At 62.2% G+C, this 16,349-nt stretch carries 20 protein-coding genes, 1 other RNA gene and 1 pseudogene; 12 read left to right on the top strand and 10 right to left on the bottom strand.

All coding sequences use genetic code 11. The features are described from left to right. Positions 1-175: 175 nt before the first annotated feature. The 5 genes and pseudogenes from SJ05684_RS10580 to SJ05684_RS10560 all read right to left on the bottom strand — a co-directional run. Positions 176-406 carry a ribbon-helix-helix domain-containing protein gene (locus SJ05684_RS10580; protein ID WP_085938965.1) on the bottom strand — a complete coding sequence of 77 codons (231 nt, stop codon included), beginning with the start codon at positions 404-406 and terminating at the stop codon, positions 176-178. A gap of 279 nt (positions 407-685) precedes the next feature. Then, complete coding sequence (locus SJ05684_RS10575) at positions 686-916, bottom strand: DUF4169 family protein (protein WP_034851100.1); 231 nt, start codon at positions 914-916, stop codon at positions 686-688. A gap of 17 nt (positions 917-933) precedes the next feature. After that, the gene (locus tag SJ05684_RS10570; protein WP_034851098.1) at positions 934-1,449 is read right to left on the bottom strand and encodes an SspB family protein; all 516 of its coding nucleotides are present in this window, start codon (positions 1,447-1,449) and stop codon (positions 934-936) included. Positions 1,450-1,637: 188 nt separating this feature from the next. Further along, positions 1,638-2,002: a transfer-messenger RNA gene (gene ssrA, locus SJ05684_RS10565) on the bottom strand. A gap of 105 nt (positions 2,003-2,107) precedes the next feature. Then, positions 2,108-2,530: pseudogene (locus SJ05684_RS10560) on the bottom strand (DUF2267 domain-containing protein); the annotation flags it as partial. Between the two features lie 212 nt (positions 2,531-2,742). On the opposite strand from SJ05684_RS10560, the gene SJ05684_RS10555 reads away from it, so the two are divergent. From SJ05684_RS10555 to SJ05684_RS10545, 3 genes are read left to right on the top strand one after another with little or no spacing between them, the layout of a single operon-like run. Then, the gene (locus tag SJ05684_RS10555; RefSeq protein WP_034851096.1) at positions 2,743-2,949 is read left to right on the top strand and encodes a hypothetical protein; all 207 of its coding nucleotides are present in this window, start codon (positions 2,743-2,745) and stop codon (positions 2,947-2,949) included. 11 nt (positions 2,950-2,960) lie between these two features. Then, the gene (locus SJ05684_RS10550; protein WP_034851095.1) at positions 2,961-3,203 is read left to right on the top strand and encodes a hypothetical protein; all 243 of its coding nucleotides are present in this window, start codon (positions 2,961-2,963) and stop codon (positions 3,201-3,203) included. Positions 3,204-3,240: 37 nt separating this feature from the next. Next, positions 3,241-3,459 carry a hypothetical protein gene (locus tag SJ05684_RS10545; protein WP_034851093.1) on the top strand — a complete coding sequence of 73 codons (219 nt, stop codon included), beginning with the start codon at positions 3,241-3,243 and terminating at the stop codon, positions 3,457-3,459. A 95-nt stretch (positions 3,460-3,554) separates the two neighbouring features. On the opposite strand, the gene SJ05684_RS10540 is transcribed toward SJ05684_RS10545, so the two are convergent. Next, positions 3,555-4,097, bottom strand: coding sequence for a hypothetical protein (locus SJ05684_RS10540; RefSeq protein WP_244426585.1), 543 nt, complete (start codon positions 4,095-4,097; stop codon positions 3,555-3,557). A gap of 148 nt (positions 4,098-4,245) precedes the next feature. Between SJ05684_RS10540 and SJ05684_RS10535 the strand changes: the two genes are divergently transcribed. The 8 genes from SJ05684_RS10535 to SJ05684_RS10500 all read left to right on the top strand — a co-directional run bounded on the left by SJ05684_RS10535 (position 4,246) and on the right by SJ05684_RS10500 (position 10,891). After that, complete coding sequence (locus SJ05684_RS10535) at positions 4,246-5,040, top strand: thymidylate synthase (protein ID WP_034851091.1); 795 nt, start codon at positions 4,246-4,248, stop codon at positions 5,038-5,040. Positions 5,041-5,126: 86 nt separating this feature from the next. Beyond that, positions 5,127-5,732 carry a glutathione S-transferase family protein gene (locus SJ05684_RS10530; RefSeq protein ID WP_034851089.1) on the top strand — a complete coding sequence of 202 codons (606 nt, stop codon included), beginning with the start codon at positions 5,127-5,129 and terminating at the stop codon, positions 5,730-5,732. Next, positions 5,725-6,291 (top strand): dihydrofolate reductase, encoded by a 567-nt coding sequence (locus SJ05684_RS10525; protein WP_034851087.1) that lies wholly within the window; start codon positions 5,725-5,727, stop codon positions 6,289-6,291. The genes SJ05684_RS10530 and SJ05684_RS10525 overlap by 8 nt, the downstream gene beginning before the upstream one ends. Before the next feature lie 176 nt (positions 6,292-6,467). Further along, the gene (hflK, locus tag SJ05684_RS10520; protein ID WP_034851085.1) at positions 6,468-7,550 is read left to right on the top strand and encodes an FtsH protease activity modulator HflK; all 1,083 of its coding nucleotides are present in this window, start codon (positions 6,468-6,470) and stop codon (positions 7,548-7,550) included. Further along, on the top strand, positions 7,547-8,497 hold the full coding sequence (gene hflC, locus SJ05684_RS10515; protein WP_034851083.1) for a protease modulator HflC: 951 nt from the start codon (positions 7,547-7,549) through the stop codon (positions 8,495-8,497). The genes hflK and hflC overlap by 4 nt, the downstream gene beginning before the upstream one ends. 7 nt (positions 8,498-8,504) lie before the next feature. Continuing rightward, complete coding sequence (locus SJ05684_RS10510) at positions 8,505-8,690, top strand: DUF2065 domain-containing protein (RefSeq protein ID WP_034851081.1); 186 nt, start codon at positions 8,505-8,507, stop codon at positions 8,688-8,690. A gap of 5 nt (positions 8,691-8,695) precedes the next feature. Then, a complete protein-coding gene (locus SJ05684_RS10505) occupies positions 8,696-9,082 on the top strand; it encodes an ACT domain-containing protein (RefSeq protein ID WP_034851079.1) in 387 nt (128 codons plus the stop codon). A 306-nt stretch (positions 9,083-9,388) separates the two neighbouring features. After that, positions 9,389-10,891, top strand: a complete 1,503-nt coding sequence (locus tag SJ05684_RS10500; RefSeq protein ID WP_034851077.1) for a Do family serine endopeptidase — start codon at positions 9,389-9,391, stop codon at positions 10,889-10,891. A 63-nt stretch (positions 10,892-10,954) separates the two neighbouring features. Here SJ05684_RS10500 and SJ05684_RS10495 read toward each other — a convergent pair whose 3' ends face one another. Continuing rightward, on the bottom strand, positions 10,955-11,527 hold the full coding sequence (locus SJ05684_RS10495; protein ID WP_034851074.1) for a GNAT family N-acetyltransferase: 573 nt from the start codon (positions 11,525-11,527) through the stop codon (positions 10,955-10,957). Then, on the bottom strand, positions 11,524-12,411 hold the full coding sequence (gene serB / locus SJ05684_RS10490) for a phosphoserine phosphatase SerB (protein WP_034851071.1): 888 nt from the start codon (positions 12,409-12,411) through the stop codon (positions 11,524-11,526). The genes SJ05684_RS10495 and serB overlap by 4 nt, the downstream gene beginning before the upstream one ends. On the opposite strand from serB, the gene miaA reads away from it, so the two are divergent. After that, positions 12,410-13,321 carry a tRNA (adenosine(37)-N6)-dimethylallyltransferase MiaA gene (miaA, locus tag SJ05684_RS10485; RefSeq protein WP_034851069.1) on the top strand — a complete coding sequence of 304 codons (912 nt, stop codon included), beginning with the start codon at positions 12,410-12,412 and terminating at the stop codon, positions 13,319-13,321. The two genes, serB and miaA, sit on opposite strands and share 2 nt — an antisense overlap. A 289-nt stretch (positions 13,322-13,610) precedes the next feature. On the opposite strand, the gene SJ05684_RS10480 is transcribed toward miaA, so the two are convergent. Together SJ05684_RS10480 and SJ05684_RS10475 are read right to left on the bottom strand one after the other, a co-directional pair. After that, positions 13,611-13,955 carry a DUF4440 domain-containing protein gene (locus SJ05684_RS10480; RefSeq protein ID WP_034851068.1) on the bottom strand — a complete coding sequence of 115 codons (345 nt, stop codon included), beginning with the start codon at positions 13,953-13,955 and terminating at the stop codon, positions 13,611-13,613. 121 nt (positions 13,956-14,076) lie between these two features. Continuing rightward, a complete protein-coding gene (locus tag SJ05684_RS10475) occupies positions 14,077-16,119 on the bottom strand; it encodes an ATP-binding protein (protein ID WP_034851066.1) in 2,043 nt (680 codons plus the stop codon). Positions 16,120-16,349: the final 230 nt, after the last annotated feature.

Here is a 16,349-nt window from a genome sequence, read left to right as displayed (position 1 = left end):
AACTTCCTAGAATCGATCACGTTTATGATTTTAGGTCGATCCGACCTTAAAATCATCGTGATCTAGCGCATCGGCCCGAAAATCGTATCCGATTTTCGGAAAGCACGATGCGTAGTTTCAAAGAATTGCAGCGTCCTAAATGGACGCACGGCGCTGTAAATGCCCGCCGGCAGGCTTACGACGGGCCCGCTGCGTCTGCGCGCCTCTTGACCCAGGCAAGAACATAGAGCCGAAGCGCGGAGGAGAGGTTGCCCTCCGGGTCGCGGTTGTCGTCAATCTCGGCAATCAGCCGTGCCAAGGGAATACCGCGGCTCTTCGCGATCGATTTCAACTCCTGCCAAAAGGGGTCTTCAAGGGTGAAGCTGGTGCGGTGTCCGTGCAGCGTCGCCGAATGCTTGGCGATCATTCCTTGCCTCACAGGTTGATTCAAGTTCTTCGCAACCCGATTCCGGAAGCGGAGCCAAGTCCTTGCTGCAGAATCGCATTTCGGGACGGGCGGCTTGGCGCATCGGCCCGAAAATCGAACCCGATTTTCGGAAAGCACGATGCGTAGATTCAAAGGCCTACAGCGTCCTTTGTGCGTCCGTAAGGACGCACGGCTTATAAGCGCGTCGCGCCTAAAGCCATTCAAAGGTAATGCATGTCGTGGTTGCAAAACCGCCGCGCACTCTTGGGGCGGCCTGCATCAGGGCCGCTCTTTTCCGTCGGACTCATCTTTCCCGGGCGTCCTCGACGGAGCGGTCTCCAGCCTACCTTGATCGAGCGACTTCGTCGCCTTCTCGTTCAAGGCTTTCGTCAGGGATTTCTCCGCCTTGGTACGGCCAAAGGAGATCCGGTTCTGTTCAGCCTGCTTCTCGCTCGCGGCGCGGGCCTGGCGCTTGCGAAACTGACGCAGATTGACGACGTCGCCAGCCATTTCCCTCGTTCCTGATTTCAATTCTTCTTGCGGAAGGAATCGAGCGAGACAACAGAGGCGCCGCCGCCCTTTTGGCCGTCGCCGGGCTTGTCGACGTTTGCCTCAGGGGCATCGTCGGTTTCGCTCACCGGATAGGCGGTGATCTCCGCCGATTCCGACTCGTCCTCTTCGCCGGCGGCCACGTCGAACTCCAGCTCGAAATTCACCGACGGGTCATAGAAGCCGCGGATGGCGTTGAAAGGGATCACCAGCTTCTCTGGCGTGTCGGAGAAGGAAAGACCGATTTCGAAGCCAGTCTCCGAAACCTTGAGCTCCCAGAACTGGTGCTGGACCACGATGGTCATCTGCTCGGGATATTTCGCCTTGAGATGCTGCGAGATGCGAACGCCGGGAGCGCCGGTCAGGAAGGTGATGAAGAAGTGATGGTCGCCGGGCAGGTGACCCGTTGCGGCGACTTCGGCCAAAACCTTACGAATGACGCCGCGAAGCGCGTCCTGCGCCAGAATATCGTAGCGGATGTGGTCCTGGCCCATGTGGTCCCCGTCTTTCTTCAATCTCTTCGTGCGGCATGGCTCGATCGTCGTACTCTCGAATCATGCAGCCATTCAAGACGGCTTCGGCATCGGTTCGATGCGTGGAAGCCTTTCTGTGCTCCATTGCCCCGCCCGTTTATGGCGAGTCATTCTCGAGCATCTATAGACCATTTCATCGCGGGGGAGAAGGTGAAGGCTTCTGTTGCCAGGTGCCTTCGGACCCCGCCTTACGGTGCTACCCGGAAGGACTTGATTTGAAGTGTCGCACCGCCGTTAGGCAGCGAGACGTGCTTCAGCATAGTTGTCGTTTGCAACTATAAGTTTAGCCCGATAACGGTGGTACAATGCCGAGCAAAAAGTCGATCTTTACGCCCTTGTCGATCCTATTTCGCCCCCATCAAAAGCCGGTCGAGCGCTTGAGACGACCGGTTTTTGGTGGAGGCGCCGGGTACCGCCCCCGGGTCCAATGGGTTTATTGCATCGCCCGTTTATTGCCATAGCCGCCGAAGACGGCACCCGTCATATAGGTCTTTCCGGGCCCCAAGAAAAGGGGGGCTGACGGGAATATGACAGGCACCGACCGCCCCTGCGCGACTTTCGAGACGCGCAGAGGCCGCAGCAGACCTTCGCTGCCGTTATTCCGCGGCGCCGACGCTATCGGCCACAATGCTCGGATCTCCTTCGGCAGGGCATTGCGAACCTTTGCCGACTGGCCAAGGTCGATATGCCGCGTCAGGACCTTAAACACCGATTTCGCCGCTTCCGCTGGATTGACGGGCCTGCTGTCCTTCATCCCCTCGGCGATGATCGCGAGGAAGTCGTCGAGCGATCGGGTTGTCTTGTCCGGCTGGAGCGAGGGGCGGAATTGGTCATAAAACGCCCCTCGCACGAGCAGCGGAAGCTCTGCGCCGAGATGGGCGGACACTTCCAGGGGCAGGCGGTCACGCAGGGCGCGCAGCACCACGTTCAGAATGTGCCATGCCACCCTCCGGTCGGGTCCGTGGTCCTCCATGATTTCGGAGAGCCAAATATTGGTGGTTTGCAGGGTCTTGTCGAACACGTCGAGACCTGTCGCGCTCATGGCTGACCTCCTTTCAACTGTCCGGCTGTCTCATTCATGGATGTCTAGGACCTAACTGCGATTGCTTGAGATTGTTTCCTCTGGAAAGAGCCTCGACCGCATGAAGGCGCCGGCCGGCTGGGTCCTTGCCGGCCCGGACATTCGGGGAACTTTAGGCGCCGGCCCCGGTTAAGCTCCAAGACGGCAGATCCGACAGCGAGAGAGGCAGTCTCATGATCACATCCAAACACCCGAAGACGCGGCGCCCGAGCGACAAGGACCTGAAACAGGACCCCGGCATCGGCCAGTCAAAGGGCATCAAAAGCCCCTCCGACTACGAGCGCCTGAAGCGCGACAGTACCGTGGAAGGTGATGTGGCGAACGACGCCACGGCCCAGGGTGGCGCAAATCCTGCCCAGCGCGGGCGAACCAACAAATAGGAGCGACAACCATGGTCGGCAGGAAGACGCATGAACAGCAGCAGCGCATTATTCAGGGCCGCGAGGACACATCCAATGCGGGCAAGGACTTCGACGCGGAGGCGGAGCTGAAACGCTCCGACGCCCTACGCAGGGCGCAACGCAAGGGGCGAAGCCTCGATACCGAACATGCCGATGCCCGTGAGGAGGATGACCGCAGCATTCTGAGAGGTGAAAATCAGGAGAGCAGGCACCACAAGGATTCCGGAAGCTGAGCGGCCGCATCCGGATGTCAGGATAAAGGAGATCGCCATGGCTCACGCCAGCAAGAAGAATATCGGCAAGCCCGACAAGGGCAAGGGCTCGGGAAGCGGGGCGCAGACCGAGGTGCAGCAGGAAATGCTCGGTGAAAACGACGTTCTTTCGAACCGCGACAAAAAGCAGCACTCGGACGCGCGGGGCCTCGACGGCAACGCCGTGAAGACCGGGCAGTATCAGGACCACGCCGCCAACCGGCGGCCCGAGAAATGATGGGGCAAGCACCGCCGCAAGCGACGGCGGTGCTTGCTTTTTCCGCGGGCCCTGCGAAGGGCTGCTCGGTGCAGTGAGAGGAAATCATCTCCGGCCTAAGGCTGCCGCCTCCGCGAAATCAGGCCGCCCGCCGCAAGGCCGATCGCCATTGCCGCAAAGGTCACGCCGACCGATCGCCTGGACAAAACCGTTTCCCAGCCGGGCGTCAGCCGCTTCGGCATAAAGCCATAGTCGACGAGCGCCGCCAGCGTCGCAGTCAGCGCGGCTTTCCTGAGCACCGTCGCGGGGGACTTGGAGCGTCCGGAGGCCAGCCACACTTCAAAGGGCAGGGCCCAGAAGATCGAAGACAGATGATGCGTGCCATAGCCAAGCAGCGTATGGCGCGCGTCCAGCTTTCTGACGCGGCCGGCCTGCTCACCGTAGAGCCAATGGCTGGTGGCGTTGGTCGGCTGGAATACGCTTTTTCCCTCCGATGTCGCGAGCAGCGCCAGCGCGGCCGTCGTCACCAGGCTTGCAACCGTGCCGCTCGCCGCGGCCGCCAGCGCAGCTTCCTTCAGGTTTTCAAACGACCCCTCCTCCTGGTGTGCCCAGACGGTGCGCCGGTTGGGAAAGAATCGGGTGCTAGGCTTGCTCGTCATTGTCATCTCCAGGATCTCTCCCTCCAATCGCCGGAAGGCGGCGATGTTCCGGCGGCGCAGGCGGCGGTGGTGTAAAACCCATTGCCCCGTTGGTTCCTGGCGGAGTTCGCCCTATTTTGAAGAGGAACGAATCGGCGGCGAGCAACTAATGCGGCAATATCTTGAGCTTCTCGATCATGTGATGAGCAACGGCAGCGATCGCGGCGACCGGACCGGTACCGGCACGCGTTCCGTCTTCGGCTACCAGATGCGCTTCGATCTCTCCGAAGGCTTTCCGGTGCTGACGACGAAGAAGCTGCATCTGCGCTCGATCATCCATGAGCTTCTCTGGTTTCTGAAAGGCGACACCAACATCGCCTATCTCAAGGAAAACGGCGTCAGCATCTGGGACGAATGGGCGGACGAGAATGGCGAGCTGGGGCCGGTCTATGGTTATCAATGGCGCTCGTGGCCGACGCCCGACGGCGGCCATATCGACCAGATCGCCCGGCTGATCGAAGGGCTGAAGACCAATCCGAATTCCCGTCGCCACATCGTTTCGGCCTGGAACCCGGCGCTTGTCGACGAGATGGCGCTGCCGCCCTGTCATTGCCTGTTCCAGTTCTATGTGTCGGACGGCAAGCTCTCCTGCCAGCTCTACCAGCGCTCCGGCGACATTTTCCTGGGTGTGCCGTTCAACATCGCCTCCTATGCCCTGCTGACGATGATGGTGGCGCAGGTGACGGGGCTCAAGCCCGGCGATTTCGTGCACACGCTCGGCGACGCGCATATCTACCACAACCATTTCGACCAGGCGCGGCTGCAACTGGCGCGCACGCCGAAGCCGCTGCCGAAGATGGAAATCAACCCAGCGGTCAATGACCTGTTTTCCTTTAAGGCCGAGGACTTAACGCTGGTCGGCTACGAGGCCGATTCACATATCAAGGCGCCGGTCGCGGTCTGACCGAGGTTGCGGATCGCTGTCGGTAGGTCGCCGCGGAGTCGGCTGTTTCACAAGGGCGGCCGTTCCGGCAGAGATGGGAGGTTACGATGCTGACGCTGATTCACGCGCCCTTGTCACGTTCCTCGCGGATCATTTGGCTGCTGGAGGAAATCGGCGCCGAATTTGAAATCCGCTACGTCGACATCCGGCGGTGGGACGGTTCGGGCGGGCCGGACGAAAACAATCCTCATCCCCACAAACAGGTGCCGGCCCTGCTGCACAATGGAGCGCTGATCTGGGAGTCGGTCGCCGTCGTGCAATATCTGACCGACCTCTACCCCGATTCCGGCCTTGGCCGGCCGCCGGGCCATCCCGAGCGCGGCGCCTACCTGTCCTGGCTTGCCTATTATGCCGGCGTGATCGAGCCGGCGGCCAGCGCCCATGTCGCTGGCGTGACGGCTAATAATCCGGTTTTGGCGAGGCTCCATACGGAAATGTGCGCGCATGTGATCGACGTGCTCACACGCCAGCCCTATCTCATTGGTGAGAGGATGAGCGCTGCCGACCTCCTGCTCGCGAGCGCATTACAGTGGATGCGCGGGATCCTGCCGGACAGCGAGGTCATCGACCGCTATGTGCGCGTGGTGACCGATCGTCCCGCGCTTCTGCGGGCCCGCGAAATCGACAGCAGACCGAGTGGTTTTCATGACTGAAGTGAAGAGCGATCCGAAAATCGTCATCGTCGTTGCGATCGCGGCGAACGGGGTCATCGGCCGGGAAGGGGAGCTGCCATGGCGGCTTTCGACCGATCTCAAACGTTTCAAGGCGCTGACCATGGGCAAGCCCGTGGTGATGGGCCGCAAGACCTGGGCTTCGCTCGGGCGCCCCTTGCCCGGCCGCCCGAACATCGTCATCAGCCGCGATCCCGTCTTTGCGGCGCAAGGGGCGGAGCTCGCGTCCTCGCTGGAGGCGGCGCTCGATAGAGCGCGGCACCATGCGGCGGCCCAAGGCGTCGACGAGATCTGTGTCATCGGCGGTGGCGAGATCTACCGTCAGTCGATCGGCATTGCCGATGTGCTGCATGTGACCGAGGTGCAGGCGGAGGTGGAGGGTGACACGGCCTTTCCGGCGATCGACTCCACCATATTCGAAAAAGTGTTCGAGGAAGACCTGCCGCGCAGCGAGAAGGACAGCCATGCGATGCATTTCGTCACTTGGCGGCGGCGCGAGAGGGCGGCTGGCGACGCCAGCATGAACGGTGCGGGCCCCTGAGCCGGCTCTGGTTTCCCTCTTCCCATGCAGGTGCGTCATTAAATTTAAGTCATTTACCGTGAACTCGGCCGTATCGCGTTGAAAGCAATGCAGTTGGTACCTATAACGGGGTCACATCTTTGACCGGCCGCATGAGGCGAGGTCAATCTGGGAGTCTTATTTCAAGAGAGGTTTTGATGCCCTGGAGCAATCAGAATGGCGGCGGCGGCCCTTGGGGCGGCGGCGGCAATCAAGGACCGTGGGGCCAGGGGAACAGGCCGCGGGGCGGAAAAGGCGGGCCGCCGGATCTCGAGGAGATCATCCGGCGCGGCCAGGATCAGTTGAAGAGTGTCGTCCCCGGCGGCTTCAACGGCGGCATCTTCGTCATAGCCGGCCTGTTGATCGCCGGATTTGTCTTGCTCAATTCCATCTACACCGTTCAGCCGGACGAACGCGGCGTCGAAATGCGCTTCGGTAAGCCTAAGGACGAGATCTCGATGCCCGGCCTGCATTATCACTTCTGGCCGTTCGAGACCGTCGAATATGCCAAGGTGACGGAACAGCAATTGAACATCGGCAGCCGTGGAGGCAGTCAGTCGAGCTCGGGGCTGATGTTGAGCAGCGACCAGAACATCGTCAATGTCCAATTCGCAGTGCTCTTCGCGGTTACCGATCCGAAGGCCTTTCTCTTCAACGTGGAAAACCCCGTCGACACGCTGCAGCAGGTGGGAGAAAGCGCCATGCGCGAAGTCGTCGGCAGGCGCCCGGCGCAGGACATCTTCCGCGATAACCGTCAGGCGATCGCAACGGATGTCCGCAACACGATCCAGGCGACTCTGGACAGCTACGGCGCCGGCATCTCCGTGAACACGGTCGCAATCGAGGACGCAGCACCGCCGCGCGAGGTCGCTGATGCCTTTGACGAGGTACAGCGCGCCGAACAGGACGAGGACCGCTTCGTCGAGGAAGCCAACCAGTACGCCAACCAGGTGCTCGGTCGCGCGCGTGGCCAGGGGGCGCAGATCCGCGAAGAGGCGGCGGCCTACAAGGACCGCATCGTCAAGGAGGCGGAGGGTGAGGCGCAGCGCTTCATCTCCGTTCACGACGAGTATTCCAAGGCGCCGGACGTCACCCGCAAGCGGCTCTATCTCGAGACGATGCAGGGCGTTTTCGGCAAGTCGAGGAAAATTATTCTTGGCGAAACGAACAGCCAGGGCGTCCTGCCCTATTTGCCGCTCAATGAAATCGGCAGGCCCGCGCAGTCGGGAGGTACGCAATGATCAACAATCGCAGTTCCATCATCCTCATCGCGCTCGCCGCGGTGCTGTTCATCGCCTATTCGTCGGTCTTCGTCGTCAATGAACGCCAGCAGGCGATCGTCGTTCGCTTCGGTGAAATCCGCGACGTGAAGACCGAGCCGGGCATCTATTTCAAGCTGCCCTTTGGCTTCATGGATGCCGACCGCGTGCAATACGTTCTTGACCAGGCGCTTCGCTTCGATCTCGACGACATCCGCGTGCAGGTCTCGGGTGGCAAGTTCTATGAGGTCGACGCCTTCGTGGTCTACAAGATCGCCGATCCCCGCCGCTTCCGTGAAACGGTTTCCGGCGACCGCGAATCGGCCGAAGCGCGGCTCAGGACCCGTCTTGATGCATCGCTGCGTCGCGTCTACGGTCAGAGGGGTTTCGAGGCGGCGCTCTCCGACGAGCGCGCGTCGATGATGCGAGAGGTGGGTGCGGACCTCAGGCCAGATGCGGAATCGCTCGGCCTCACTATCGAGGACGTTCGCATCCGCCGCACGGATCTGACGCAGGAGGTCTCGCAGCAGACCTATGAGCGAATGAAGGCCGAACGCCTGGCGGAGGCCGAGCTCATCCGCGCGCGCGGTAACGAAGAGGGCCAGCGTCGGCGCGCGATCGCCGACCGGCAGGTCGTCGAAATCGTTGCCGAAGCGCAACGCGATTCGGAGATCCTGCGCGGTGAAGGCGAGGGCGAGCGCACGAGGATCTTTGCCGACGCGTTCCAGCGCGATCCGAGCTTCTTCGAGTTCTACCGCTCGATGTCGGCCTACTCGCAGGCGATCGGCAGTCCCGACACGACCATGGTGCTGTCGCCGCAGTCAGAGTTCTTCCGCTATTTCAATAACGCAAACGGGCCCGAACAAGGGGAGGCGCCGGCCACACCGCCGGCACCGGCTGCCCCGGCTGCCCCGGTGGCGGCAGACTGAGCGGACGATGTCCGATTTTCTGACCGGATTGGCTTTTTTCCTGATCATCGAGGGGCTGGTGTACGCACTGGCCCCTTTGGTTCTTGTGGAAATGGCGAAGCGATTGCCGTATGTCCCGGAGTATCAGCTCCGATTGGCCGGAGTCACTTCGGTGGCCATGGGCGTCGGACTTGTTTGGTTGGTTCGAGGATAATGCGAATGCCACAAAGACTGCTGATCCGGCTGGTCGACGCCGAATATGCCATTACCCGTTTCACGATCGGGTCTGCTATTCCGGAGTGGCTGCCCGGGCCGGGGTTCTGGACCGTCTCGAGTTCCCGCGAAGAGATGACTCTCGTCTGTCGAGCGGCCCGCGTCCCCTCCAGCGTGCAGAGTTCGCTTGGCTGGCGCTGCTTGCGTATCGAGCAGCATTTCAGCTTCGATGTGCCCGGCGTCCTGGCTTCCGTTCTCGATCCGCTTACGACCGCAGGGGTCGGTATCTTTGCCAATTCCACATTCAGCACCGATTACGTCTTCGTGGCGGGATCGGATCTCGAAAAGGCCTTGCAGGCGCTGAAGGAGTATGGGCACGAAATCACCACCTGAAGGGATGCTCCGCACCGGATCAGGAAATCGTGTCTGGACGGTCCGGAATTCCGCCGTATCTTCAGGGGAAGAATGTGTCGCGCGGGCCTGCTGCTACACGTCGCCTACAGCACCGCGCGTCTGAAACGCGCAAAGGTTGCTGTAGCGCTTTGAAATTTCTGCATGTCTTTGTGCTTAGGTCAAATTCGACTTAAGGAGACATGCAGTAGGCGGTATAATTCGCAAAAGCGTATGGCGGTCGACATGCGGGGCCCGGCAAGGGTCCGGGTCGGCGCGACGCAAAAGCAATGATGGGAGCCTAGCGACTTGTCCAAACGACCCCAATATTTCCGCAGCGTGGTGCTGGCGGCCGCGACGGCACTGATCCTCTCCAACAGCGCATATGCCGAGACAGCGATGCCGCGGCCATTGATCGGGCCTCCCTCGGTCGCCGATCTCGCGGAAGGGATCCTCGATGCCGTCGTCAACATATCGATCTCGCAGAACGTGAAATCCAGCGAGGACAATGCCCCGATGCCGCAGGTGCCGGAGGGCTCGCCGCATCAGGAGTTCTTCGAAGAATTCTTCAAGGGCCAGCGCGGCGGGGGCGCCCGTCCGCGCACGGTCAATTCGCTCGGCTCCGGCTTCGTCATCGATCCCGACGGCTATATCGTCACCAACAATCACGTCGTCCAGGACGCGGACGAGATCGAGATCAATTTTTCGGACGGCACGACGATGAAGGCGAAGCTGGTCGGCATGGATACCAAGACCGATCTCGCCCTGCTCAAGGTCGAGCCGCAGAGGCCGCTCAAGGCCGTTGCCTTCGGCGATTCGCGCCAGATCAGGATTGGCGACTGGGTTATGGTCGTCGGCAATCCTTTCGGCCTCGGCGTTTCCGTCTCCGTCGGCGTCGTTTCCGCCCGCGGCCGCAACATCAATGCCGGTCCCTACGACAATTTCATCCAGACGGATGCGGCGATCAACCGAGGCAATTCCGGCGGACCGCTGTTCAACATGCACGGCGAGGTGATCGGCATCAATACGGCGATCCTGTCGCAGACCGGCATGTCGGTCGGCATCGGCTTTGCGGTGCCGACGGAACTGGCGGTCAATGTCGTCAACCAGCTCAAGGAGTTCGGCGAGACGCGGCGCGGCTGGCTTGGCGTGCGCATTCAACCGGTGAGTGACGACATCGCCGAAAGCCTGAAGATGGAAAGACCGCATGGCGCACTCGTCTCCGGCATCATCGAAGGCGGTCCGATCTCCCATGGCGAAATCAAGGCCGGCGACATCATCACCCGCTTCGATGGGGCGGATATTGCCGAAATCCGCGACCTCATCCGCGCGGTCGGCGAAAGCCCGGTGGGCAAGGCGGTCGATGTGGTGATCATCCGCGAGGGCAAGGAGCAGACGGTCCGCATCACGCTCGGCAGGCTCGAAGATGGGGAGCAACTGGCAAAGGCGGTGACGGCGCCGGAGGGCGAGGGAGCGGAGCCCGGCGAACCGCCGGCTGCATCATTGCCTGCAAGCGACGCCGTGCTTGGCATGAAGCTCGCGGTGCTCGATGAGGAAAGCCGCAAGACTTTCGGCATTGCAGAAGAGATAGAGGGTGTGGTCGTGACGGAGGTCAGGCCGAACTCCCCCGCGGCCGAGCGCCGCCTCGAGCCCGGGGACGTTATCGTCGAAGTCGGCCAGGAGGCGATGGCAACGCCTGAAGACGTGACGGCTCGGGTCGCGGCGCTGAAAGCGGACGGCCGGCGCAATGCGTTGCTGATGATCGCCAACAAGAGTGGCGAGTTGCGGTTCATAACAGTGCGGGTGGAGTAGGCCGCTCGGCTCTCAGCGTATCGCGCCCGAAAATCGTACCGGATTTTCGGAAAGCTCGATGCGCTAATCCGTCCGCCGGGCGTGGCGCGTCCACTCGTCGGCCGTGATCGTGTAGAGCACGTGGCGCTTCAAATGACGGTGGGTGTCGGGCACGCGCGGATGATCGAAGTCGCGCGCCGGATCAGGCCGCATGCCAAGGCGATGCATGACGGCGGTGGAGCGCGTGTTTACCGGCACCGCGAAGGAGACGATCTCTTCGAGATTCTTTTCAGCAAAGCCGTAGGCGAGCAGTGCGCGGGCCGCCTCGGTGACATAGCCCTTGCCCCAGTGGGGGATGGCGAGCCGCCAGCCGATCTCGAAGGTGCCGTCCGGCAGATGCGGTTCGAGGTCGGTCCGTGCAAGGCCGCAGAAGCCGATCGGCGCGTCGCCGTCGCGAAGTGCGAGGGCGAAGAAGCCGAAGCCGGTCTCTTCGATGGTGAGGGCGAGGCGATCGAGGAGGGCGTCGGCCTCACAGCGACTGCGGCGGAAGGGGAAGAACTCCATCACCTTCTGATCGCTGTTGATCTCGGCAAAGAGATCCCGGTCGGTTTCGCGCCAGTTGCGGATCCGCAGCCGTTCGGTCTCGTGAATGATCACGTGACGAAGTCCGTCTTGCGGTAGCCCTGGAGGTAGAGGAGCGCGGTGAGGTCGCCGTGGTCGATGCGGATCTTCGCCTGTTCGGCGACGACGGGCTTGGCGTGCAGAGCCACGCCGCTGCCGGCAAGCTGCAGCATGCCGAGGTCGTTCGCCCCGTCGCCGACGGCTATTACGTCAGCGGTCGAGATGCCGAGCCGTTCGGAAATGTCGATCAGCGCATCGACCTTCGCCTGCTTGCCGAGGATCGGCCGGGCCACTTCGCCGGTCAGTTTGCCGTTCTCTTCAAGAAGGATGTTGGCGCGGTTCTCGTGAAAGCCGAGCCTTTCCGCGATCGGGCCGGTGAAAACCGTGAAGCCGCCGGAAACAAGCGCCGTGTAATGACCCTTCGCCCGCATCGTGGCGATCAGCTCGCGCCCGCCGGGCGTCAGCGTGATGCGCTTGGTGATGACCTCGCCGATGACCGCTGCCGGCATGCCCTTGAGCAGGGCGACGCGCTCGATCAGCGCCGGCTCGAAGGCGATCTCGCCGTTCATGGCACGGGCGGTGATGGCGGCGACCTTTTCCTTCAGGCCTACTTCGACGGCAAGCTCGTCGATGCATTCCTGGCCAATCATGGTCGAGTCCATGTCGGCGATGAGAAATCGCTTGCGGCGGCTCTCGGCATCCTGCACGGCGACGTCGACGGAGGCATCGCCGAGGACGGCGCGCAACTGCCCCTCGGCCGCGTCCGCATCGCTGCCGTCCGCGAGCGCGATGTCGCAGGCAATTCCGTCGGCGAGCCAATAGAGGCCGGATGCTCTGACGGTTTCCGCCGCCGCCTCCGCCAATGCGGGCGTCAGCACAGGATTTGACGGATTGGCGATAAGCGTGGCAACGAGAGCCATGATTGAGAACCTTGAGCAAGATATGGACGCGATCCTGATAACCGGGCCGACGGCCAGCGGCAAGTCCGCACTTGCCGTGAAGCTGGCCCGCCGGCACGGCGGCGTGGTCATCAACGCCGACAGCATGCAGGTCTACGACACGCTGAAGGTCCTGACCGCGCGCCCCGACGAGTCGGAGATGAGCGGTATCGACCACTTCCTCTATGGCCACGTACCGGCAGGGCAGCCCTATTCGACCGGCGCCTGGCTGCGAGAGGCGGAAGCGCTGGTTGCGCGTTTGCGGGAAGAGGGACGGCTGCCGGTCTTCGTCGGCGGCACCGGCCTCTATTTCAAGGCGCTGACGGGCGGGCTCTCGGACATGCCGGAGATCCCGCCGGACATCCGCGCGCGGCTGCGCTACGGGCTGAAGGCGGAGGGTGCCGAGGTACTCCATGCCGAGCTTGCCGCGCGCGATCCGGAGACCGCCGCACAGCTGCGGCCGGGGGACGGGCAGCGCATCGTCCGGGCGCTCGAAGTAATCGAGGCGACGGGCAATTCCATTCGCCATTATCAGCAGGGCCGCGGCCCGGTGATTATCGATCCCGAGCAATCGATGAAGTTGGTCGTGCTACCGGATCGAGCGCTCCTGCACGATCGAATTGACAGGCGCTTCGAGACGATGCTCGCAAGCGGTGCCGTGGAAGAGGTCCGCGCGCTCCTTGCGCTCAAACTTTCGCCGGAGATGCCGGTGATGAAGGCAATCGGCGTTCAGCAGATCGCAGCGATGCTGCGTGGCGACATCACCGAGGCGGACGTGATCGCCGCCGGGGCGGCCGCCACGAGGCAATACGCCAAGCGGCAGATGACATGGTTCCGCAACCAGCTCGACGAAAGCTGGCAGCGGGTCGAGAGCCCCCACGAGGTGCTGTAGCAAAGCGCTAACCCGAGCCGTTTACCTTCAGCACAGCTTCCTCGCCACCGCTGACCCAGCCCAAGATCTTCACTCATCGCGCAGTTGAGGGAAGTAGTAGACCTTGAAGTCGTTGTGAAGTCGGCCTTTGCAGACCGGTTGGCTTGATCTTGAGGCAGTCCTTCACCCCACGGACAGAGCGCCATTCGACGCGAACGAGGAAGCGCAGCAAAGGACGTTGCAACTCCTTGGATCTACGCATCGAGCTTTCCGGAAATCGATTACGATTTTCGGGCCGATGCGCTGGCGATCAGGGCGCCGGCGCCTGCTGATGCTGCACCATCCGCCAGTCGTCGCCGATTTTCGCATAGGTGGACGTGCAATGGGCTGCATATGGCGCCTCGGCATCGCGCCGGCTGTGGGCGCGGTAGGCGAGGACGATGATTGCTTCGGCCGGCCGGGCAATCCGTCTCTCCGTCATTGTCACATCCCGCCAACGCGGGGCGCCGTCGAGAGATCGAATGATCTCTGGCCCGGCGAGGATGCCCAGCGGCTGGAACGCCATCAGGCATTCGTCATCGACAAGTGATCGGTATACGCCGGGACCTTCGAGCCACAACCTGCGTTCCAGTTCCCATGCCTCATCATCATCCATGTTTGCCTCCGTCGTGCTGTGGCATTCTTGCCATGCATCAACGTTCGAACAGGTTTTCCGATCCGCGCAGCTTTCCGTGTCCGGTTTGGAACCGTCGCCTCCCAGGCCATGTGGGCTCCCGCTATTTGCGGATGATGCTTCCGAGTGGACGCTTTAGCAGGCTTTCGCGCAGCGATCCTTGACGCTGCCCTTCGGGGGCGGGCGAGCCGAAGCTCCGCTCCGGCTGCAATGGCGGGCGCTGCTGCTGCCGAGCGGCATCCCTTTCCGCCTGACCGAAAAGGATCTGCTCGCGGATCTGGTTGAAGCGCTCGAGCTGGGGATTGACCGGTTCGGGTGCGTGCGGAAGCATCTCCGGCCGATAGGACTCCAGCGCCGGCTCCCGCATGCCTTCGGCGCGGGAGGGAGCGGCATCGGTGCCCGGTTCGTCCCACGCTTCCTCTTCGTCGGCGGGCGTGTGAGCGCTTTCCGCAGCCAGATAGCTCTGCTGGAAACTTGAAATATCCGGTCCGTTCATGGCACGCATGCGGCTGACGATCGAACGGAGATCGACGGGCGGCGCATCCTCTTCGACCCTGTCGGTGATGCCGTGTGCGCGCGGCAGCCTCGCCTCTTCCACGCGGCTGAAGCGCATGCGCATCGGCACCGCCACGGCTTCGCCGAAGGCGATCGCCTCGCCATTGCCGATCGACGAGATGAAGCTGGTGGTCGAGATGGAGGAGTTGGAGATGGCCGAGCGGATGATCTCCTGGTCGCGGTCGTTTGCGAGCCGCATGGCAAAGACCGTCGAGCACTGCGACAGGATCGTCGGATCGAGTTCGCCGGGGCGCTGGGTGATGATGCCGAGCGACACGCCGTATTTGCGGCCCTCCTTGGCGATGCGGGCGATCGCCTGACGCGTCGGCAGGAAGCCGAAAGAGGGGTCGGCCGGCACGTAGCGGTGCGCCTCCTCGCAGACGACCAGCATATGGATGCCGCCATTGCCCCAGAGGCCGATTTCGAAGGCCATGCGGCAGAGCACCGAGGCGACCGAATTGACGACTTCCGAAGGGATGCCGGCAAGCTCGAAGGTGGCGATCGGCTTGCCCTCTCCCGGTATGCGGAAGATCTTGGCGATCGTGTCCTGGATCGTGTCGGTGATCGTGTTCGAAGAGAACATGAAATGATAGCGCGGATCGTTGATCGCCGAGACGATTCTGACTTTGAGGGAGCGCAGATGCGGCTTGTCGGTGCGCCCCTCGAGCCGGCCGATACGCTCGTCGATCATCGCCAGAAGGTCGGCTATGCGGTAGGGCACCGGGGTGTCCGCGGTGATCGAGCTCTTTTCCGTCTGCCGGCGCATCAGGCCCGAGTCGCCGCCCTTGAAGGTCTTTTTGGCATCGGGGATGACGTCGCGCAGGATATCGAGCTCTTCCGGCACCGGGGGGCGGCCACGGAAGATCACCTCGGCCAGTTCCTCCAGGCGGAAGAGCCAGAAGGGCAGCTCGAGCGTGTCGGTCTCGATGACGACCGAATGGTCCGGAAAGGCGGCGGCGAACTCGTTGTGCGGATCGAGGATGAGCACGCGCAGCTTCGGATCGGCGGCGATCGCCTTGTTGAGCAGTAGCGTCACGGCGGTCGACTTGCCGACGCCGGTCGTGCCGACGATGGCGAAGTGCTTGGCAAGCATCGATGGCACGTGGATCGTCGCGTCGAGGCTCTCGTCCTGCGTCAGCTTGCCGATGACACAGCTGTCCGCCTGCTTGGAATCATAGATGCGGGCGAGGTCGGAGGCACGGATGCGGTGGGCGATCGCGCCGAGATAGGGATAGCGGCTGATGCCAGCGGAGAACTCCTCCCGCCCGTCGGACCCAACAAAGACCTCGCCCATCAATTCGACTTCGATGCGGATGGTGTTGTTCGTCTCCTCGCTCCATTCCTCGGATGCGGTGTGCATCGAGCAGACCAGGGCCACGACCCGGTTCTCGCCGACGGAAATGGAGATCAGCCGGCCGACGGACCAAAGCTCGGTCAGTGAGGTCTCGCCATTTTCGGCGACCGTCGCGATCGTTGCCCGCGAACCGTTGCACGCGACAACCCGGCCGAGGAAACGGTTCCCCGGCTTCATGCCGTCGCGACGATCCTTCTCCCCAGCTCGGTTCGGGGACTGCAGGTCACTGTTGAGCAATTGACACCTCGGGCGAATTGTCCCGAAGGATAAAGGAACGACTTTAATAAGTGGTTGCGATTATTCGAAAACGGCGTTGACGGTCCGGTGTTTTCTGTTTATCAAATCGCCCCATGAAAAAATTCGCGGTTATTCTTGTGGTGGGGCGGCGCATGGGCAGGATGGTGTAACCATCCGGCGGTAGCCACCCATGCGCTGAACGAGGCTCCTGATGGGGCCTTTTTTTATGT

Source organism: Sinorhizobium sojae CCBAU 05684 (assembly GCF_002288525.1).
Taxonomy (GTDB): Bacteria; Pseudomonadota; Alphaproteobacteria; order Rhizobiales; family Rhizobiaceae; genus Sinorhizobium; species Sinorhizobium sojae.
This window is presented reverse-complemented; position numbering and strand designations above follow the sequence as displayed.